Source organism: Aeromonas sp. ASNIH4, assembly GCF_002934425.1.
Classification (GTDB): domain Bacteria; phylum Pseudomonadota; class Gammaproteobacteria; order Enterobacterales; family Aeromonadaceae; genus Aeromonas; species Aeromonas hydrophila.
Genome location: NZ_CP026217.1, coordinates 144,537 through 164,992, shown reverse-complemented (window position 1 = coordinate 164,992; position 20,456 = coordinate 144,537). Strand labels below are relative to the sequence as shown.

Sequence of the window (20,456 nt, the reverse complement as noted above, 5' to 3'; positions counted from 1 at the left end):
TCACGATACAGGCGCCGGTTCGGCGCCTGTTTCATATTTATCCGTGCCCATGAGAACAAGGCAGATGCAATGACCCAGACAACCCGACCCGAAGTGAGCTGCCAGAACTGCGAAGCTTGCTGCTGCCGCCTCGAGGTGATGCTGTTTACCGATACCGGCGTACCGGATCGCTATGTGGAAGAGCGAGAAGGTGAAGTGCCGGTGATGCACCGGCTGGAAGATGGCTGGTGCGCAGCGCTCGATCGCAACACCATGATGTGCCGCATCTACGAAGTCCGTCCCTTGATATGCCGTGAATTTGAAATGGGCGAGCCCGACTGCGTCGACGAGCGGGACAAGTGGTTTATCAAGCTCAATTGAGCTGCGGGTAATGATCAGCCTGCAGTGCCGTCAAACCAGCCCGGCCAGTTGCCGTTCCAGCCACTGCAGCGCCTCGTCGGTCTGCTCGAAGTAGCGGACGCCCTGAAACGGCAAACCGCTGAACACCTGATCCGCCAGATACTGCTTGAAGCTGCCCGCCAGCACCACCGCCAGAAAGGCGCAGCCGTTGCTGGCGCACCAGCCGAACTGGCGGCGAAAGCGGGCCAGCACCTCGGGGCCCGCTGCCTCGAACTCGGTCGCCACTTCGACAATGCCCCAGGGCGCGTCGCGCAGGCTGGCGATCTGCTGGCTGAACTGGGCCTCATAGGCCATGGCCCCCGCCAGATTGAAGGGGCCGCTCGGGCGGCAGATCAGCACCTGACCGCGTCGCTGCATCTCGAAATGGCCGTGTGGTTGCAACTTCACGTCTGCCTCCTTCCCTGGATTCTTCGTCGCGCAAGCACCCTTTTATGTTGCAACAAGGTAAGGATTTCTCTGCAAAAAGTCCATTCTGCCAGGCGCGAACCTGGAGGGATTGCGTCACCGGTTGACCCACTGGCGGCCTGCTCAGCACGCCCTTGCCCGCCACATCGGCCAGCCGCCATGTTCTGTTGCAGTTAACAAAACGTTGCTGCTATCATCCGCGCCGCCACCAACATTCCACCAACTGAAACGTTAACTCACGGCGCAAGGAACAGAGATGAAAAATCGGGACGCGAACCACTATCAGCGCATCTGGCGCTGGCACTTCTATGCGGGTCTCTTCGTCACCCCCTTCCTGATCCTGCTCTCGCTGACCGGGATCGTCTATCTGTTCAAGCCCCAGCTCGACAACCTGATGTACCCCGAGCTGATGAAGGTCGCCCCCGTCAGCCAGCCGCTCAGCGCCGATCAGCTGCTGGTCAAGGCGATAGTGGCCATGCCGGATGCCAGCCTGAGCAAGTACCTGCCACCGGTCAGCCCGGAGGCCAGCGCCCAGTTCATCGTCCGCCAGGGCGGCAACGAGCTGATCCTGTTCCTCGATCCCGCCAGCGGCGCCCTGCTCGGCACCCTGGACAACAAGTGGAATCTGCAGGCGGTGGCGCGCGCCCTGCACGCCGATCTGCTGCTCGGCACCATAGGGGATCGGCTGATCGAGCTGGCCGCCGGCTGGGGAATCGTGCTGCTCATCAGCGGGCTCTATCTCTGGTGGCCACGCAAGGGGCCAGGAGTCGGCGGCATCCTGTGGCCACGCTGGAGCCAGCGCGGGCGGCTCTGGTGGCGCGATCTGCACGCCGTGGTCGGTTTCTGGGGGGCCGGTTTCCTGCTGCTGCTGCTCTTGAGCGGCATGACCTGGACCGGTTTCTGGGGCGATCAGTTTGCCGCCGTCTGGAACCGCTTCCCGGCCGCCATGTGGAACGAGGTGCCCAAGTCGGCCCCCCTGGCGCGCAGCCTCAACCATGCCCATCAACAGACAGTCCCCTGGGCGGTCGAGAACACCCCCATCCCCAGCTCGGCCGAGCCCAAGGCCCACGACCACAGCGCCATGGGGCATGGCGGCGAGCACGACGGCATGGTGATGGCGGAGCACCGCATCCCGCTGCAACAGGTGGTGGAGATCGCCACTGCACGCCAGGTCACGCCGGGCTACAGCATCACGCCACCGGCCGGGGCGAGCGGCGTCTACACCATAGCCATCTCGGCCGATGATCCGCGCAACGACGCTACCCTGCACATCGATCAATACAGCGGCAAGGTGCTGGCCGACGTGCGCTGGCAAGACTACGGCCCGGTCGCCAAGACGGTGGAAACCGGCGTCATGCTGCACATGGGCAAGCTCTACGGCTGGCCGCACCAGCTGGCCATGCTGCTCATCTGCCTGCTGGTGTTGCTGAGCTCGGTGAGCGGGCTCTGGATCTGGTGGAGCCGCCGCCCCAGTGGTCGCCTCGCCGCACCGCCCTTGCCGCCCAACCTGCCCCCCATGCGCGGCGCCATTGCCCTGCTGATCCTGCTCGGTATCTGCTTCCCGCTGGTGGGCGGCTCCATGCTGGTGATCTGGCTGCTGGACAGCCTGCTCTTCGCCCGCCGTCGGGCGCCCCGGCTGGCACGGGTCAGCTAGTCGCCGGCGCCGTGCGCCGCACCAAGCTGCCACTCAAGGAGGGCTCCCACACGGGAGCCCTCCTGGTTTCAGTGCACCTTTACGCTTGCTCCACCAGCTGGAGGATCTTCCTCGCCTTCTCGAAGTGATCGAGGCGCTGGGTCTGGATCCACCAGGTCGCCGCCTCCATCAGCAACTCGGGGTCATCGTTGCGGTTGGCAAAAAACGCATAGAAGGAGACGCCGACCGCCTCCCCCTTCTGCGCGATTTTCTGATGGCACACCTGGATGATTTTCTGTTTGAGCGAGTCGCGCATGGCGGCGTTCCGGCCTGATGAGTGATTGGCCGGCCAGCATACCCCAACCAACAAAAAGGGCCCCCGTCCGGGAGCCCTTCTGCCTAGCCGATCACATGACACCCAGTCAGGAGAGCGCCAGCCCGATGGAGAGCAGCAGGCTGAACAGGAAGGCGCTGATGGCGGTCTTCTTGAGCGCGCCGGTCAGCACCTCGCCATCAAAACTCTGGCGCAGGGTCTTGGCGGCATCGGTGAGTGGCTTCATGGCGGGCAGGAAGATCCAGGGCCAGAAACTGGCGGGCTGGGTCAGCAGGAAGGCGATGGTGGTCAGCAATGCAGCCCCCAGCAGAACCCAGTGGTAGGCGATGGCCCGGTTGCGACCGAGCCGCACCGCCAGGGTGATCTTGCCGCTGACCGCGTCGGTCTCGATGTCGCGCACGTTGTTGATGTTGAGCACCGCGGTGGCCAGCAGGCCGCAGGCGGTGGCCGGCAGCAGCAGATCCCACTGCAGGGTCTTGGTGAACAGGTAGTAGGAGCCAAGCACCCCCAGCAGGCCGAAGAACAGGAACACCGAGATGTCGCCGAAGCCGCGATAGCCGTAAGGAGTCTTGCCCACCGTGTAGGTGATGGCGGCGACGATGGCGGCGCCGCCGAGCAGCACGAAGGTGAGGATCTGCAGCCACTGATCGCCAAAAGCGCAGCCCAGCAGGGCGAGGCCGCTGACTACTGCGGCCAGCGCGGTCAGCGCCATGGCCACGCACATCTGCCGGCGGGTGATGAGGCCGGAGACCACGGCGCGCTGGGGGCCGATCCGTTCGCCATTGTCCGCCCCGGATACCGCATCCCCATAATCGTTGGCCAGATTGGAGAGGATCTGCAGCAGAATGGCGGTCAGCAGGGAGAGCGCCATGATGGTACCGTCGAAGGCGCCGCGGCTGGCCGCCAGCCCGGAACCCAGCAAAATGGAGGAGCACGCCAGCGGCAACGTTCGCAAACGCGCCGCCAGCAACCAAATAGATAAGGTATTTGTCATATTGTGATGGCCAAACAATCAGATATTGATCGTGTTAAGGGTTATCGAACCGGATTTCGGTATACTTGGCCCCTCGGGAGGTAGCTCCCCGGGCGATTTACATGGACGAATGGGCAGATAATATATAGGAATAATCGCTCCTTTGGCATAAACCAACGGCATCCTTCTGCAGGATGGACCGTCACTATCGGCTCATAGACGAAATCCATGTTGGCTCAGACCCATATCAAGCAACAACTGGACGCCCTGCGTCACGGCAATGCCAGCGGCTTCGTGCGGCTGCGCGTGGCAATCGAGGTCAGCTCCTTTCTGGGCTGGCTCGCGGCGCAGACCCTCTATCCCCGTATCTATTGGCATGCCAGAGGACACGACCGTCCCGAATACGTGGCGCTGGGCTGCCTGCGCGAGCTGACCGAGCCCCAGGCGATCCGCCAGGTCTGCGAACAGACCAGCCAGCCCCATGACGACAGCCCCCGCTACTATGGCGGGCTGGCGTTCGACCCCACCCAGCCCGGCTGGCAGGGGTTCGGCCCCTGCCGCTTCGTACTGCCCCGCATCGAACTGGTGCGTCGTGGCGAGTGCGTCACCCTCTGCCTCAACCTCTGGTTGCCGGAGCAGACCGGCAGCGACGCCTTCGAGGCCGAACTGCAGGCCGCCGCCGCCGCCCTCGACGCCCTTCGGCCGGAGGCGCCTCTGCCGCCGCTGACCCGTCATTCATGGCAGCGGGAAGATTGCCCGAGCCAGCCACAGTGGCAGACCCTGGTCGAGCAGGTCACCGCCCCCGACTTCCAGGCCCACACCCCCAAGGTGGTGCTGTCGCGCCAGAGCCGGCTTACCCATGACGGTGCGACGCACGCGGCCGACCCGCAGGCCGTCGCCCCCTGGTCGCTGCTGGCCAGCTGGGCACAGCACGGTCAGGACTGCTTTCACTTCGGCTTCCAGTTTTCGCCCGAGCAGAGCTTCATCGCCTGCTCCCCCGAGCGACTCTACCGCCGCGAACAGCAGCACCTCTTCACCGAGGCGCTGGCGGGCACCATCCGCCGCTCCGGCGACGAGGCGACCGACGCGGCGCTGGCCGCCGAGCTGCTGGCCGACAGCAAGAACCGGCTGGAAAACCGGCTGGTGCACGCCGATATCCTCAGCCGGCTGGCGCCGCTCACCACAGATGCCACCCTGACCGAGCCGCGCATTCTCAAACTGCGGCTGCTGCAGCACCTCAAGTGCGACATCGAGGCCGAGCTCAAGCCCGGCGTCTGCGACTGGCAACTGCTGGAGGCGCTGCACCCCACCCCTGCGGTGGGCGGTGCCCCGCGCGAGGCGGCGCTGGCCTTCATCCGCGAGCGCGAGCCCTATGATCGCGGCTGGTATGCCGGCGCCTGCGGCATGCTGAGCCGGGAGACCTCGGAGTTCTCGGTCGCCATCCGCAGCGCACGCATCACGGCGCAGGCCATCACCCTGTTTGCCGGCGCCGGTATCGTCGCGGGTTCCGAGCCTGCCGCCGAGTGGGCCGAACTCGACAACAAGATCGCCAACGTGCTCTCCCTGCTGGGATAGCGTTTTCTCACCGTTTCCTCACTGCGAGAGCCTCATGTCCGCGCGCCAAGAGTTTGCCAGCCACCATGCCACCTTCAACCACGTCTGGTCTTCCCTCTTGCTGGAGGAGCTCTTTCGCCTCGGCGTGCGCGACATCGCGCTGGCCTCCGGTTCGCGCTCGGCGCCGCTCACCATGGCAGCCGCCGCCCACCCCGGCTTTCGCCGCCATCTGCACTTTGACGAGCGCGGCCTCGGCTTCATGGCGCTGGGGCTGGCCAAGGGCAGCGGCCGCCCGGTGGCGGTGATCATGACCTCGGGCACTGCGGTGGCCAACCTCTGGCCGGCGGTGGCCGAGGCCCAGCTCACCGGCGTGCCGCTCATCATTCTCTCTGCAGACAGGCCGCCAGAACTCATCGATAACGGCGCCAACCAGGCCATCGATCAGCAGGGGATCTTCGGCTGCTACCCCGTCTATCAGCAGAACCTGCCGAGCCCCACCGCCACCATCCCGGCCGCCTTCGTGCTGAGCTCGGTGGATCAGGCGCTGGCCCAGCAGGCGCGCACACCGGGGCCGGTGCACTTCAACTGCATGTACCCCGAACCCCTCTATCCGGGCGACGCCTATCTGGACTTCTCCGCCTACCTCGCCCCCCTCGGCGACTGGCTCAGCTCGTCCGAGCCCTGGAGCCCCTGGCAACTGGCGCAGGCCCCCTGCCCGTGTCAGCCAGACTGGGACGAGCTGCAGGGCAAGCGCGGCCTCATCGTCGCCGGCCGCATTCAGGATCCCGTCCAGGCCAAGGCGGTCGCCGCCCTGGCCGAGCGGCTTGGCTGGCCTCTGCTGGCTGACCTGCAGAGCCAGCTGCGCTTTGATGGCCGCAACCTGGTGCACGCCGATCTCGCCCTGCAACACAGCGGCTTTTTGGCCGAGCTGGCCCGGGCCGAGGTGCTGCTGCAATTTGGCGCCCGCCTCATCTCCAAGCGGCTCGGCCAGTTCATCAAGCAGCAGCCCTGGCAGGCATACTGGCTCATCGACCCGCAGCCAGCCCGGCTCGACCCGGACTACCGGCTGCGCCGGCGCCTGCTGTGCGAACCCGCCGCCTTTGCCGCCGCCCATCCGGTGGCGCACCCGCACCTGCCCTGGCACCGGCTGGCGGAGCGCCAGCAGGCCGTGAGCCTGCAGGTGCGCAGCGCCTGCGAGCGTTTCTCCGAGCTCGGGGTGTGCCACCGCCTGAACCAGCTGATCAGGGGCCAGCTGTTTGTCGGCAACAGCATGCCGGCCCGGCTGATGGACATGCTCGGCGAGGCGGGCAAGGGCCCCAGCCGGGTGATGACCAACCGCGGCGCCTCCGGCATCGACGGCCTCATCGCCACTGCCTACGGCTTCGCGCAATCGGTCCAGCCAGGCAGCAATGAGCCCACCACCCTGCTGCTCGGCGATCTCAGCGCCCTGCACGATCTCAACAGCCTGGCGCTGCTTGGCAAATCGAGTCGGCCGCTGGTGGTGATCCTGCTCAACAACGACGGCGGCAGCATCTTTCGCATGCTGCCGGTGCCGACCCAGGACGCGCTGCTGGAGACCTACTACTGCCTGCCCCACGGCCTGCACTTCGAGCACGCCGCAGCCATGTTCGGCCTCCACTACCGGGCGCCGGCCACCCTCGCCGACTTTGAACGGGATTACGCCGCCGCGCTGGAAAAGGGGGTAACGCTGATTGAAATCAAGGTCCCCAGCAGCGAAGTCGCCGAGGATCTGAAGGCACTGGGAAGCGCGATCCGTGGCAACTAGTGCCGACCAGCCGACGCTGGTACTGCTGCACGGCCTGCTCGGCGATGCCAACGACTGGCAACCCGTGCAGGCGGCCCTGGCCGACCTCCCCAGCCTGGCGCTGGATCTGCCGGGCCACGGCAGCAACCAGGCAGTGCGGGTAGCGGGGTTCGAGCAGGCCCATCGCTGGCTGTGCGACGAGCTGGCCGCGCGCGACATCGATCGCTACCAACTGGCGGGCTATTCGCTGGGGGGGCGACTCGCCCTCTATCACGCCAGCCAGTCGCCGGTTGGGCTGCAGGCCCTGCTGCTGGAGAACTGCCATCCCGGCCTGCCACCGGCAGAGCGGCCCGCCCGCCTCGCCCACGATGAGGGCTGGGCCCGGCGCTTCGAGCAGGAGCCCCTGGCGGCCGTATTGGCCGACTGGTATCGGCAGGGGGTGTTCGCCGATCTGGGCGAGGATGCCCGCGCCCGCCAGATAGCCCGCCGCCTTGGCAACGACGGCAAGGCCGTGGCCGCCATGCTGCGCGCCACCTCCCTGGGCCAGCAGCCGGATCTCGGCGACTGGCTGGCGCAAGGTGCGCTGCCGGTCACCTACGTGAGCGGCAAGCGGGATCACAAATTCCATCAGCTGGCTTGCCTCATGGCGAGTCAGCATCGCAAAATCAACCACTTGGAGCTGGATGGCGGCCACAATCTGCATGCCCACCAGCCTGAGACTTTTGCCCGGCTCCTCGCGGAGTGGGTCAACCAACAACAAGAAGAGAAGCGTCATGATTGAAGCAATGACTGAAGCGGAACTCTATGCCCCCGTCGAGTGGCGTGATTGCTCCGCCGGTTACGAGGATATCCTCTATCACAAGTCCGACGATGGCATTGCCAAGATCACCATCAACCGCCCCCAGGTACGCAACGCCTTCCGCCCCCGCACCGTCAAAGAGATGCTGCAGGCGCTGGCCGATGCCCGCTACGACGATCAGGTCGGCACCATCATCCTGACCGGCTTTGGCGAGAAGGCCTTCTGCGCCGGCGGTGACCAGAAGATCCGTGGCGACTACGGTGGCTATCGCGATGACGAGGGGACCCATCACCTCAACGTGCTCGACTTCCAGCGCGACATCCGCACCTGCCCGAAACCGGTGGTTGCCATGGTGGCCGGCTACGCGGTCGGTGGCGGCCACGTGCTGCACATGATGTGCGATCTGACCATCGCCGCCGACAACGCTCAGTTCGGCCAGACCGGTCCGAAAGTGGGCTCCTTCGACGGCGGCTGGGGTGCCTCCTACATGGCCCGCATCGTCGGCCAGAAGAAGGCCCGCGAGATCTGGTTCCTGTGCCGCATGTACGATGCCAAGCAAGCCCTCGACATGGGGCTGGTCAACACCGTCGTGCCGCTGGCGGAGCTGGAGCGTGAAACCGTGCGCTGGTGCCGCGAGATGCTGCAGAACAGCCCGATGGCGCTGCGCTGCCTGAAGGCCGCTCTCAACGCCGACTGCGACGGCCAGGCCGGCTTGCAGGAGCTGGCGGGGAATGCCACCATGCTGTTCTACATGACCGAAGAGGGTCAGGAAGGGCGCAACGCGTTCAACGAGAAACGCCGTCCCGACTTCTCCAAATACAAGCGGAATCCCTGATGACACTAGCTCTCTATCGCTACCAACTGCCTTTTACCCAGCCCCTGACCTTTCACGGCAAGGTGGAGGTGGCGCGAGAGGGCCTGCTGGTTCGCGTTGACGACGGCTGGGGGGAAATCGCCCCCCTGCCCGGCTTCTCCCGCGAGAGCCTGGCCGAGGCACAAGCCGAAGCCATCGCCTGTCTGGAGCGGCTGGCGGCGGGGCAGGAGATCGCCCCGCAGCTCCCTTCGGTGCAATTCGGGCTGGACTGCGCCCGCCGCTGCTGGCCTGCCCAGACCACCCCGCTGCCGGAGCCTTATCCGCTTATCCAGGGTTCCCCTCAGGAGCTGCTCAAGCATTGGAAGAACTGGCTGCACAAGACCCCCAGCAAGGCCAAGCTGAAAGTGGCCCGCTACCCCATGCGCGACGAGCTGGCGCTGATCCGCCTGCTGTGCGACCGCATCCCTACCCTCAAGCTGGTGCTGGACGCCAACCAGGGCTGGACCCGCGAGGAGGCCTGGGCCTTCTGCGGCCATCTGGATCCAAACCGGATCGAGTACCTGGAAGACCCCTGCGCCGACTTTGCCGACATCGCCTTCGTGGCCAATCGTACCGGCATGCCGGTGGCCATCGACGAGCTGCTGGCCCAAGGCAAGCCGTGGGAGCCCATCCCCCAGCTGCGCGCCCTGGTACTCAAGCCCACCCTGCTCGGCTCCCTGGCCCACTGCGAGGCACTGGTCGCCCGCGCTCGCGAGCTGCGCCTCAAGGTGATCGTCTCCTCCTGCTTCGAATCCGGCCTCGGCCTGAACCAGCTGTTCCATCTGGCGGGCGAATGGGCGCCGGATCAGGCCCCCGGCCTAGATACCAAACGCTGGCTGGCCGCCGATCTGCTGGACGCGACCGGCAAACCCGACCTGAGCCTGCTGGAGCCCCTGTTTCACCGTGATTGAAGGGGCCTGCATGCCACCGCTATCTGACCATCACCACCCTCTGCAACCCTGCCCGGTGCGTCACTGGGCGAGGTCCGCCCCGGACCGCATCGCCATTCACACCGCCGACCCACTCAGCTACCAACAGCTGGATGCCAGACTCAACGACCTGTGCCGGCAGCTGGCGCTGGCGGGCCTGCAGGCCGGTGATCGCCTCGCCGCCGTGGTGCGCGGCGCCCTGCCCGACCTGTTGCTGGCCTGGGCCTGTGTGCGCAGCGGCATCGTCTTCTGTCCGCTCAACCCTGCCTTTCCCTTGGCGCGGCAAGCGGAGCTGGCGGCCCTGCTCGCCGTCAGGGCCTGCTGGTCGGCAGGCGAGATCCCGGCCGGCAACTGGCAGCCACTGCGGCTCGACTTCACCCATGAGCTGGTGGTGGACGAGGGCGACTGCATGCTGGATCCTGCCCGGCTCAACAACATGATCCTCACCTCGGGTTCCAGCGGTACGCCCAAGGCCGTGGTACACCAGCTGGCCAATCATCTGGCCTCGGCGCGGGGCTCGGCCGCCGTGATCCCGCTCGACGCCGAGTGCGGCTGGCTGCTCTCCCTGCCGCTGTTTCATGTCGGCGGTTACGCCATCCTGTTCCGGGTCTTTCTGGCGGGTGCTGCCCTGGTGCTGGACGATCGCAGCCGCCCGCTCAGGGAGCGGCTCGAGCAGCAGCCCATCACCCATCTGTCCCTGGTGCCGACCCAGCTCTGGCGGCTGCTGGCGGAGGGCTTCGATCCCGCCAGAACCCTGCTGCGCGAGCTGCTGCTCGGCGGCGCCGCCATTCCCCAGCCCCTGGTGAACCGACTGAGCGCCATGGGGCTGGTGCCCAAGGTGAGTTACGGCCTCTCCGAGATGGGCAGCCAGGTCTGCACCGGTCGGCCGTCCACCGCCGGCGTGGTAGGCAAGGCGCTGCCGGGACGGGAGGTCTGCATCCAGCAGGGGGAGATCTGCGTACGCGGTGACACCCTGTTTGCAGGCTATTTCAACGCTGGCGAGCTGGAGCGGCTGCTCGATGAGGCAGGCTGGTTCCACACCCGCGACAAGGGGCATTTCACCGCGGATGGCGAACTGGTGGTGGAGGGGCGGCTCGACAACCTCTTCATCTCCGGGGGCGAGAATATCCAGCCCGAGACAATAGAGCAGCGACTGGTGGATCACCCCGCCGTGGCGCAGGCGCTGGTGGTGCCGGTACCGAGCGATGAGTGGGGGCAGCGCCCGGCCGCCTTCATCGACTGGCATGGCGAATCTGTGTCCCCTGCCGAGCTGGCGGCCTGGATCCGGCAGGTTCTGCCCGGTTTCATGGTGCCGGACCAGTGGCACCCCTGGCCCGATCTGGGCGGTCACCTCAAGCCGCAGCGCAAGCAATATCAGAATATTCTTAAGGCGCAATAATCACTCCTGCGACAGGACCTGGCATGCAGGAGTCATCCAAATACGCACATTATTCGAAAGAAAATGCTGGCGGTGTCAAAATCTTCCTCACAGGCCCAAGTAAGTGAGAACGATTACATAAATGGCTATTTTTTTGCACGTTTTTTGAACTGAATTAATTACCTGTAGTACCATATCCGCCATCATGCATTTCAATGGAAAGGTAACCGTTTGATAGTTAAAGACATTGTCAATTTTGCATTATTTGAACAAAGACTGCATGGTGGTAAAATGCTCTCCTTGGCAGTAAGGCGAGTCACACATGAGTAACAAAAATTATAAAATTGCAGAGGAGATATTTTTCTCCGCGGCAATATTCCGACTCTCTAAGGGAGAAAAGGACATCAAGCTCAGCAACAAAGAAGCCGAGCTGCTCGAAATGCTGTGTGATGAGGCAGGCAGTGTCATTCCAAGAAGCAAACTGCAAGATGCCTTGTGGCCAAACCAGGACAATACCGATACCAACCTGAACCGGCAGATCCTCTCATTGAGAAGAAAGCTGGAATCATTCGGTTTGATGGATGCGATCGATACCATTCCACGAGTGGGATATATCTTTTGTGCCCCTATCGAGGTCGTCGGCGAGACAGAAGAATCGGCCGTGCCCGCGGATAATCAGATGGCACCAGCCAATGCGCCCCAGATCCGCCGCCAATATACACGTCGCAAATATGACAGGTATTTCAGCCCAAAGCGTATCGTGTTGTTGCTGCTGCTGGTATCACTCACCTCGCTGGCAGTGGTGATATATAGCTATGCCACCGCCAACACCTTGCGGACCATCAATCTCAGCCATGTCTCGCTTTATATGACCAGCGATACGGAAAATGCGCTGAAATTGAAAATTGACGCCCTGTTGCCGCCGATAAAACGCATTCCTCATTATGCTGACGAACAGGTTTCCATTCTGGTCGGCAAAGAGGCCATCAGTTATTTCTCGATCGACAATAAAAGCCAGCAATTGTCGGAAAATATATTCATGTTGCGCAATGGTCACCCTATCGCCGAAGAGCTGCAGTGTGTGATCACGACCATGGCGCAGCAGGGGAAAAATGTATCCCACAACTATTACCATAATGCTGACACGACCGTCAGATACCACAGCAGTTGTCAGGCACCGGACAACTGGGTGGAGATGACCAGAAAGAGCAAGTTCATTGTCACCATGAACAGAGAAATTGTGGTGGCGACCGTTATTGCGACTGACGACAAGGCTCAGACACTGTTCAATCTGGATTCTGTCGGAGATATAGAGCGGGATGACGGCGATATTTCGGTCGAGGTCAAAAATACCATCGTCAATTTCATTGATCAGCAGGCGCTGACCAGCAATGGCATGGTGGCAACCCTGGTGGCGGCGCTGACGCCCCCCAAACAAACGGCACAATTTATTCAGCTGCCGGGCGGCATTTACCTCTCCAATTATCTGGGTGGCGTCATCACCTGGCCCAGCCTCGGCAATTCAAAGGTCGTCCAGCGCAACGACCTCTGAGTTTATTCATAAGCCACGATGAAATTGGCCACGGCGGTATAGTCACCGGGCTGGATATTCTTGGCCGCCAGCGCGTCCGGGTGCCCTTCCACCCGGGCAGAGAATTGCAGTTCATTCTCCGTCGTGCCGCCCAGCAGATAACCACGGGAGGGAGTTCCCAGCGTCAAGGGGGACTGGGTCACGTCATACAGGCGGATGCCGGCCCCCTTGGCGGAGCCTGCCGAAAATGCCAGACCGCCACTGAGCTGAGCGTCCTGCGAACCGGTAAAGGTCACCTTGGCCATGCGGAAGATACCCGACTTGCAGTTGGTCAGCCGGATGACAAAGGGGACCTGAACCCCGGTCCCGTTGGCATAAAGCTCCCTGACATCGACCACTCCCATGTCCACCGCCTGATCGAGCGACTCGGGGGCAATTACACAGGGTTGATCGATGATACGGCCATGGAGATGAAGATCCCCTCCAAGCAGTTCAAGGTCATCGGCAGCAGCACTGACCCACAACGGAACAATCAACAACCCCAAACAGCCTAAGCGCAACATATCGACTCCTACTGGAATGAGGCAACAATAGTGCCGGTTGCATAGAAATCACCCGCAGCAACTTCTGCGCCAGCAGGGCTTATCGGGGCGGCAATAAAACCCCAGTCACCGATATTCCCCTGCATGGAAACTGGATACCAGTCATTCAGATTCAGTGTCGAGCCATCCAGTTGTTTGAATTTGATACCAAGATCCTTGATAACGTCACCACCTTTATATCCATCTCGAGTGGTTCTGAGATAACTCTGGCTAAATGATGTGGGTTTACCAGAAATGGCGAGATTTATTTTCAGTGATGACCCTTTGTCAAATACACCACCACTGCAGACGAAATTAAGTGGTACCGTTTTTTCAAAGTTGTTGCCATCCAGCCCGGAACCAGGCAAGTCACCAAACTCGACCTCAATCGTCTGCCCTCCGTTGATGGTGCATTTTTCTGGCACATACAACACTGAGGACTTGATAACGATTCTGGACATGACCTCGTTATTGAATCCGGAATCCGTTCTGCCCAGACGACCAAACATCTCGACTATTTCATGGTCGTCGATTTGTACGCCATTGATGATGGGTTTACGAACGCGAAACGTCACAATTCCCTTGCTACCACTTCTAAAACCGAAATCTGCAGAGCCCTTTCTCTTGTAGCAGGTAAACCTACCCAAATTGGATTCTTCAGTAAAAGGGGCAGTAACATATGCCCGACGATCACCTTCAATCCAGATATCAACCTTGAGATCCAAAAATTCGTTTAACTTGACAAATCCACCACCAACGCTGGGTAACCCTGCACTCATTACTGCCTTGTAATAAATAGGTTGATCGATAATATCCTGATCTGGACAGAATGCCGTACCAGGGTAAGTACCATTCAAATCCCACTTAAACTCTTTTCTTGCACCTACCTCGTTAACGATGTCTTCCTTTTTAAGCTCAATATCATAAGTTTTTGTAGCAGCCCTGACTTCACCATTGATAGCCAATGCCGGCATGGACAAGAACATGATACCGAGTACACCGGTACGCAATATCATCTTTATCTCTCCTTCACAGCTTTACAGGCATTGCCTGTGCACTGGTATTTGATATCCATATATCCGCCGTAGTCATTGACGTAGCTGATCACAAATTCATTGCCCAGGGTTTCCGGGATGGTGACCGTCTGCTCTGACTTGGGGGCAACCATAAAGGCGGAGAACCCCTTGATGGTGGTCCGCTCCTTGCCCTGCGGATGGCCGAGGCCCACGTAGGTGATGTAGTAAGGAGTCGGGTTGTTGACCTTGAGGGCCTTGCCCTGCTTGGTGATCAGCACCTGATCCTGCCAGATGGCACCGCGCTCGGGCAGGATGGCCTCGGGGCGGTAGAACAGCTTGATCTTGGACTGCACGGCAATCTGCATCACGTTGCTCTTCTCGCTCTTGGGCGGGATCTCGCGCAGGTTGAAGTAGTAGATGGATTCGCGATCCTTGGGCAGGCTGTCGATGGCCGGCACGCTGGCGATACGCACGATGGACTTCTGGTTGGCATCCACCCGCTGTACCGGCGGCAGCACCACGAAGGGAGACGCGATCTTCTGGCCCTGGGCATCTTCAATCCAGGCCTGCGCCAGGTAGGGCAGCTTCTGGTTCTCGTTCTTGATGTTGAGGCTGATGGACTTGGCACCGCCCGGATAGACGACACGAGTACGGTCCAGCACGATGGCAGCGCTGACGTTGAGCGAGGTCATGCCCAGCACGGCCAGACAGGTATAAGAGAGCAGCTTTTTCATCGGTATCCCATTACTTGCAAGTGAGAGTCTTCATCGACAGATCGGTTACTTGTTGCGGTGCCACTATCTTGCACTGGCGGGCCCCGCCCCATGAGAGTTCAAACGCTTCATTCGGTTTCACCCCGGTCAGATAGACCAGGCCATCTTCATCCACCACCGAGAGCACCCGGCCGGAATCCTTGACGACGGTGGCGCCAAACGGCGGCACTGAGCCATCAGGCAGTTTGACGTTGGCCAGCAGCTTGAACCCTTCGGCGATTTCGAAGGCATTATACCCAATTGCGCCCTCGGTCAGGGTCCCCTGCTTGATGGCGTTCATCGCATCGATGTCGTCGCCCAGCTGATCCACGTCCACCCGGGTGTCGCTCTTGCGATAGTCGGTCATGTCGCTGATCACCGCGACGCCAAAGCGGTTGGTTACGGCGCGGCCATTGTTGAAAGAGACGCCGGAGGTCTTGTCGGTATCCACCATCATGCGGGTACCGCCACGGCGGGTCGCCTGGTGCAGGGCCGCACCGTGCTGGGTCGCCGTCAGGCCGCCACGCAGGCTGGCACCGACCGAGGTGTATTCGCTCTGCACGCTGTAGGCATTGAGGCTGACCGCTCCGATGTCGCTGTTGTGGTTGTAGTAGCCCCGCGCCACGGCGTGGCCGTTGCTCTGCACGCCCGCCCCCAGCTGGTAGGTATCATCCGGCCGGCTGTAATCCTGATAGTTTGCCATATGGGTCACCTTGCCATTGAAGGACTGCACACTGTATCCCGCGCTCTTTCTGTCCCCGATCGGCATGCTCAAGGTCAGCATGACGCTCTTGTCATCCTCGTAGTTCTCGGTCTTGGTCTTGGATGCGGATAGATAGACGGAGACATCCTTGAAGCTGCCGATGTTCACGTTCTTGTTGATGGACAAGTTGTAGCGAGCCTCGGCGTCGTGATCCCAGTAAGTTCTGTGGGTGTAGTCCAGATAGACAGTCAGCGCCTTGGCCGCATCCTCCGCCCAGAAGGTCTTGTTGGCGGTGATGGTATAGAGCTCCTTGTCACCCCAGGTGTTGTAATCATCGCTCGAGGTCGTGGTGTTGTTCTCCAACCGATCCTTGTTGCTCAGGAACTGCGACATGGTCATGAAGTTGTGCTGGGAGAAGCGATAACCCGCGAAGGTGATGGCGCTGTTGTATTCATCAAACTGCTTGGCGTAGTTCACCCGCACCGACTGGCCAATCTTGGTGGAGAGGCCCGGCAGCTTGGCGATGGACTGGGTCAGGTCGGCAGAGATGGCGCCGAAGGCATAGAGATCGCGACCGATACCCAGCCCCATGGAGTTGTATTCACCCGCAACCAGGCTGCCACCGTACAGCGACCAGGAGTTCGCCACACCCCAGGAGAAATCACCGGTCACGAAGGCCGGACCGTGCACATCGTGCACCGAATCCGTCTGTTCGGAAGGCGCACCGACCGCCAGGTTGTATCGGACGTAGCCGGGACGGGTCAGATAGGGGACGGTCGCGGTGTCGACCTGGAACGAGCTGACACTGCCATCCTGCTCCTCTACCCGCACGTCGAGACGGCCGCGTACCGAGCTGTCCAGCCCCTGGATGCGAAACGGACCGGCCGGCACGTTGGTCTCATAGATGATCCGGCCGGACTGGGAGATGGTGACCTTGGCGTTGGTCTTGGCGATGCCGCTCACTTCCGGCGCATAACCCTGCAGGCTTGGCGGCAACATGCGCTCGTCATTGGCCAGGTTGACGCCGGTATAGCGGAAGCCGTCGATCAGCTGGGAGTTGAGCTGCTGCTCGCCCACCGTCAGCTTGGCGGCCATGTCGGTCAAGGGGCGATAGGCATAGATACGGTTCAGCTCGGTCGATGTCCGTTCATTATCGCCCCAGTAAGAGGTGGCCTGATAGTCGCCCCGCAGACGCCAGGCGCCGTAGTTGAACCCCAGCGTACCGTAACTGCTGATGTTGCGATTGGAGTAACCATCCCCTTCGTTGACCTGGGCGTTGATGTTGTAATCCAGCATCATCCCCGGGATCCCCTCATCCCACTGTTCGGGTGGAATCCAGTTGGGATCGCTGTATTTCATCCACGCCTGAGGCACGGCGATGCGCAGCAAGCCGTTACCTATGTCATTGGAGATCACCACACCGTCCAGCGCCAGCAGGTTGGCACACTGGCCATCGTGCCAGGTATCGATCTTGGCGATGGCCTCGTCGGTCAGCGCCAGCTTGGGGATAACTTCTTGCGGCAGGCAGGCCACCCCACCCTTTCCCTTGCCGGTGTCAGTCTCGTAGAAAGGTATCTTCTGCAGGGGCAGCTTGTTCTTGTTGACCTCGATCTCGAGGTAATAGTCGCCGGGCAGGATGTAACCTTCGTCGGCAAACTGGGAGAGGTCGATCTTGGTCCGTTCGTCCAGATCGAGCGCATCAATATTAAACTCCGTTTCTGCCCATGCGTGATTTGCCACCGCCATCAGGCCGGGCACGCATAACATAAAAGCCATTTTTGAATAATGTTTTTTTCTCACAGAGTCTGATGTTGAAACGCTCATATTTTCACTCTAGGAATTGCATAACGGTCTCACGTAATGAGGTATCTACACTAAGCAATTGGCTTGCTTACATATAATTGAGTTCAAACAGTGTCGTACTGTCCGGAAAAAACAGCTGACTACTAGTGAGCCCCAAATTGAATTCCAAATCACTGTTGACGATATCCGAAATAATAAAATGCTCGCCGGATACCTTGTGATATTGGCCGTTGTTGAGAATGCCCAGCTCATCGCTCATGGCACCGCGCACGGACATGGAAATAAAAGGCAGTGATGCCTCCGTCGCCCCATCGACCTGACAGCCGCTGATTTTCAGCGTGCCCGGTTGCTGAGCCTGCAGCGGAATGCTGCGCAGCACCTCCAGCGTACAGCCCGATTCGGCCAGTCCATCCGTGCGTTCGTTGGCGTGGACTGATCCCGCCATCATCACCAGCTGCAGCGCCATAGCTGCCATCATTGAAGTTTTCATGATCAAGGTTCGATGTGAGGAAACAGAATGTGTGAGGTTGTGGTGGCTCGCACCACCACAACCCTGATCACACGTTAAGGCACTCTATTACTCGTAGGAGAGAGTAAAGTTGGTTACTGCAGTGAAAGCGCCGGCTTTCAGCGGGTTGGTGGTCTGATCGGCATAACCTTTCAGTACGGCGCTGAAGGGCAGCTCGTTGTCACCGTTGACCAGGCCGAAGGCGGCAGTCGGGGTACCCAGTACGATCGCGGCACCACCCGGAGCGGTCATCTTGATACCGGCACCAGCGGCGTCACCACCACCGATGACCAGCAGGCTGGAATCTACCGGGTCTTTGGCACCGCTGAAGGTTACCTTGACGGCATCTTCCTTGTCGGAGATTTCACAGTTCAGCAGCTTGATGCTGAACGGCTTGGAGTTGGACTCGCCACCGTTGGCCAGCTCTTTGGTGCTGATCTGACCCATTTCAACTACCTGGTCAACAGACTCAGGAGCAACGGAGCAAGGAGCGTTGATGATTTCACCATTGAAGGTGACTTTGCCTGAACCGGTGGTGCCAGCAGCAAAAGCAGTGCCGCACAGCAGCATGGAACCAACACCCATAGCAACCAGAATCTTGTTAGCTTTCATTCGTTTATACCTACATTAACGTGTGTTGTACTGCATCACTCCAATCATGCTGGAGTCACGATCTTCAGTGATGCCGCGATATGCAGCACAGCAACTGCTGGTGCTCAACCTCTCATTAAGCCGGTGAGAGGTCATGCCAATAATCAGCTGTGCCTTTTAAGGTTTATTTAAATAAGCAAAAGCAGCACACCGCATCAGGGGCAGTTCCCGCTACACCTCATCTGCACAACTACATACATCCCTGTCGTCTGCGCAGAAAGCCGTGTTCCGCTTTTGCTTGACGAACAAATTAACGACTCATTTGATGCGCATCAAATACATTTTGATTTATATAAATTATTTTATAAACACTTTAAAAACAAATGCTTATAACCAACCAAGAACACATTTAGATATCATGAAATAAATAACGTTCATATAAAGAACATCTATCTCAATATTCTTAGGCGGTGAATTTAAAATTACTCACAACAAGTTAACAAAAACACAACTAAAATAACTGCAGGATATTTGATAATAGTTATCACCCACCTCGTAAACCGCCTCCAAAGAGGTAATCAGGTAATCAGGTAATCAGGTAATCAGGTAATCAGGTAATCAGGTAATCAGGTAATCAGGTAATCAGGTAATCAGGTAATCAGGTAATCAGGTAATCAGGTAATCAGGTAATCAGGTAATCAGGTAATCAGGTAATCAGGTAATCAGGTAATCAGGTAATCAGGTAATCAGGTAATCAGGTAATCATTTTAACCCATTAGACTTGGGGGGAAGTTGATATATCTGCTCTTGCCACCATCCAGTGTGGCCTTGATTTTAATTCACCAGATGGCCATCATGCATGTTTACCACTGACTGAAGTTCAGTCAAAAGCCAGCAGTCAACAATGATGATCAATATTGGATATGCACATCCGAATATGGGCCAGACCATATATTTCCTGTCACGGTCATATATAAAATTTTATTTGTGACTGATCTCCCACACTTTTTGATGGCGATTGATTTCTCAAAGTAGGGTGTTATCATCTAAACATAGAGTAAAGGGCAAACCGGTCGAAAGGTCGGGACGCAAAGCCACCGGTCTAAGGGTTCATAACCTAAGACAGCGGAGCTGCCATCTGAGAAGAGCGATGTCATCAGTTGTATCTGTGTCATTCTCTTTGATTGCGTTGCCCTTTTCGTACAACGACATGTGACGAAAAGGACATAAAAATGAACACTTCCACCGCTTCCGTTCGCAACAGCGCCATCCGTTTCGCTTCTTCTGCCGCCGCAGCCATGCTGCTGGGTGCTGCTTTGCTGCCTGCCACAGCCTCCGCCGCCGACGGCACCATCACCTTCACCGGTACCATCTACGAAGCTCCCTGCGACTTCGCCGACAACAGCGTGACCTGCTATTCCGGCACTCAGCGCCAGACCCTGGATCTGGCCAGCCTGCAGCAAGCCGGCAGTCTCAATACCATCAGCAGCACCATGCAGTACAAGCTCTCTGCCGGCAGCAGCAACATGGCCATCGTCACCGTCAGCTACCTCTGATCGGGTCGTTCCTGCCATCTGCCCGAGGTTGTTCATTACCTCGGGCGGATCTGCTCGCCTTTTGAAGAATGAGCCCCGACAGCCTCCCCTAGGCTGCCATCGTTAATCACTGCTCTCCATCCACCAATCCCCCTCCCGTTTTTCTCTATTTCCATGCCAACTGCCGCCCGGCGGCTTCTCACTATGACCCCTGCTTTCTACGCAGGCAGCTCAGCTCTTTCCCTGCTTGATCCCCAGCTTGCTACTGTCGCATTCCCGCTTGGCAAAAGAACCTCAAACGAGACGTTGATCACAGTTGTCGGCCTCAGACTGAGATCCCCCCCAGATGGCAGATGAGTCCTTGCTATCAACCAGGCCCCCAATGGGGCTCACTTTGTTTTGATTTAATCTAAA

Annotated in this window: 19 protein-coding genes and 1 riboswitch; of the genes, 10 read left to right on the top strand and 9 right to left on the bottom strand. The window is 59.8% G+C overall.

The features are described from left to right. Positions 1-69 precede the first annotated feature (69 nt). The gene (locus tag C2U40_RS00775) at positions 70-360 is read left to right on the top strand and encodes a YkgJ family cysteine cluster protein (protein WP_016349308.1); all 291 of its coding nucleotides are present in this window, start codon (positions 70-72) and stop codon (positions 358-360) included. Between the two features lie 30 nt (positions 361-390). On the opposite strand, the gene C2U40_RS00770 is transcribed toward C2U40_RS00775, so the two are convergent. Then, positions 391-786, bottom strand: coding sequence for a hypothetical protein (locus C2U40_RS00770; protein ID WP_024943653.1), 396 nt, complete (start codon positions 784-786; stop codon positions 391-393). A gap of 274 nt (positions 787-1,060) precedes the next feature. Here C2U40_RS00770 and C2U40_RS00765 point away from each other — a divergent pair, with 274 nt between their 5' ends. Beyond that, on the top strand, positions 1,061-2,458 hold the full coding sequence (locus tag C2U40_RS00765) for a PepSY-associated TM helix domain-containing protein (RefSeq protein ID WP_103827339.1): 1,398 nt from the start codon (positions 1,061-1,063) through the stop codon (positions 2,456-2,458). 79 nt (positions 2,459-2,537) lie between these two features. On the opposite strand, the gene C2U40_RS00760 is transcribed toward C2U40_RS00765, so the two are convergent. Both C2U40_RS00760 and C2U40_RS00755 read right to left on the bottom strand, forming a co-directional pair. After that, positions 2,538-2,753 (bottom strand): DUF6500 family protein, encoded by a 216-nt coding sequence (locus C2U40_RS00760; RefSeq protein WP_016349305.1) that lies wholly within the window; start codon positions 2,751-2,753, stop codon positions 2,538-2,540. Positions 2,754-2,859: 106 nt separating this feature from the next. After that, positions 2,860-3,765, bottom strand: a complete 906-nt coding sequence (locus tag C2U40_RS00755) for a 1,4-dihydroxy-2-naphthoate polyprenyltransferase (protein WP_026080210.1) — start codon at positions 3,763-3,765, stop codon at positions 2,860-2,862. A 207-nt stretch (positions 3,766-3,972) separates the two neighbouring features. Here C2U40_RS00755 and C2U40_RS00750 point away from each other — a divergent pair, with 207 nt between their 5' ends. The 7 genes from C2U40_RS00750 to C2U40_RS00720 all read left to right on the top strand — a co-directional run bounded on the left by C2U40_RS00750 (position 3,973) and on the right by C2U40_RS00720 (position 12,574). Further along, positions 3,973-5,319 carry an isochorismate synthase gene (locus C2U40_RS00750; protein WP_103827338.1) on the top strand — a complete coding sequence of 449 codons (1,347 nt, stop codon included), beginning with the start codon at positions 3,973-3,975 and terminating at the stop codon, positions 5,317-5,319. Between the two features lie 34 nt (positions 5,320-5,353). Further along, on the top strand, positions 5,354-7,084 hold the full coding sequence (gene menD / locus C2U40_RS00745) for a 2-succinyl-5-enolpyruvyl-6-hydroxy-3-cyclohexene-1-carboxylic-acid synthase (protein ID WP_103827337.1): 1,731 nt from the start codon (positions 5,354-5,356) through the stop codon (positions 7,082-7,084). Further along, entirely contained in the window at positions 7,074-7,844 is a 771-nt protein-coding gene (gene menH, locus C2U40_RS00740) for a 2-succinyl-6-hydroxy-2,4-cyclohexadiene-1-carboxylate synthase (RefSeq protein ID WP_103827336.1), read from the top strand. Before menD ends, menH begins: the two co-directional genes overlap by 11 nt. After that, a complete protein-coding gene (gene menB, locus C2U40_RS00735; RefSeq protein WP_039215084.1) occupies positions 7,837-8,697 on the top strand; it encodes a 1,4-dihydroxy-2-naphthoyl-CoA synthase in 861 nt (286 codons plus the stop codon). Before menH ends, menB begins: the two co-directional genes overlap by 8 nt. Further along, positions 8,697-9,626 carry an o-succinylbenzoate synthase gene (gene menC, locus C2U40_RS00730; protein ID WP_103827335.1) on the top strand — a complete coding sequence of 310 codons (930 nt, stop codon included), beginning with the start codon at positions 8,697-8,699 and terminating at the stop codon, positions 9,624-9,626. The genes menB and menC overlap by 1 nt, the downstream gene beginning before the upstream one ends. Before the next feature lie 10 nt (positions 9,627-9,636). Next, positions 9,637-11,043 carry a 2-succinylbenzoate--CoA ligase gene (locus C2U40_RS00725; RefSeq protein ID WP_103827334.1) on the top strand — a complete coding sequence of 469 codons (1,407 nt, stop codon included), beginning with the start codon at positions 9,637-9,639 and terminating at the stop codon, positions 11,041-11,043. 301 nt (positions 11,044-11,344) lie between these two features. Continuing rightward, positions 11,345-12,574: a winged helix-turn-helix domain-containing protein gene (locus C2U40_RS00720; RefSeq protein ID WP_103827333.1), complete on the top strand. Its 1,230-nt coding sequence runs from the start codon at positions 11,345-11,347 to the stop codon at positions 12,572-12,574. Between the two features lie 2 nt (positions 12,575-12,576). Here the strand turns inward: C2U40_RS00720 and C2U40_RS00715 are convergent, their stop codons facing one another. The 6 genes from C2U40_RS00715 to C2U40_RS00690 all read right to left on the bottom strand — a co-directional run bounded on the left by C2U40_RS00715 (position 12,577) and on the right by C2U40_RS00690 (position 18,528). After that, a complete protein-coding gene (locus C2U40_RS00715; RefSeq protein ID WP_077096672.1) occupies positions 12,577-13,116 on the bottom strand; it encodes a fimbrial protein in 540 nt (179 codons plus the stop codon). An 8-nt stretch (positions 13,117-13,124) separates the two neighbouring features. After that, a complete protein-coding gene (locus C2U40_RS00710; protein ID WP_103827332.1) occupies positions 13,125-14,150 on the bottom strand; it encodes a fimbrial protein in 1,026 nt (341 codons plus the stop codon). 2 nt (positions 14,151-14,152) lie between these two features. Continuing rightward, entirely contained in the window at positions 14,153-14,884 is a 732-nt protein-coding gene (locus tag C2U40_RS00705; RefSeq protein ID WP_077096674.1) for a fimbrial biogenesis chaperone, read from the bottom strand. 10 nt (positions 14,885-14,894) lie between these two features. Continuing rightward, positions 14,895-17,429 (bottom strand): fimbria/pilus outer membrane usher protein, encoded by a 2,535-nt coding sequence (locus C2U40_RS00700; RefSeq protein ID WP_103827331.1) that lies wholly within the window; start codon positions 17,427-17,429, stop codon positions 14,895-14,897. A gap of 67 nt (positions 17,430-17,496) precedes the next feature. Beyond that, positions 17,497-17,886, bottom strand: a complete 390-nt coding sequence (locus C2U40_RS00695) for a hypothetical protein (protein ID WP_181014754.1) — start codon at positions 17,884-17,886, stop codon at positions 17,497-17,499. A gap of 99 nt (positions 17,887-17,985) precedes the next feature. Continuing rightward, positions 17,986-18,528, bottom strand: a complete 543-nt coding sequence (locus C2U40_RS00690) for a fimbrial protein (RefSeq protein ID WP_103827329.1) — start codon at positions 18,526-18,528, stop codon at positions 17,986-17,988. A gap of 1,032 nt (positions 18,529-19,560) precedes the next feature. Then, positions 19,561-19,646: riboswitch (cyclic di-GMP riboswitch) on the top strand. A gap of 93 nt (positions 19,647-19,739) precedes the next feature. On the opposite strand from C2U40_RS00690, the gene C2U40_RS00685 reads away from it, so the two are divergent. Continuing rightward, on the top strand, positions 19,740-20,063 hold the full coding sequence (locus C2U40_RS00685) for a fimbrial protein (RefSeq protein ID WP_065479870.1): 324 nt from the start codon (positions 19,740-19,742) through the stop codon (positions 20,061-20,063). Positions 20,064-20,456 lie beyond the last annotated feature (393 nt).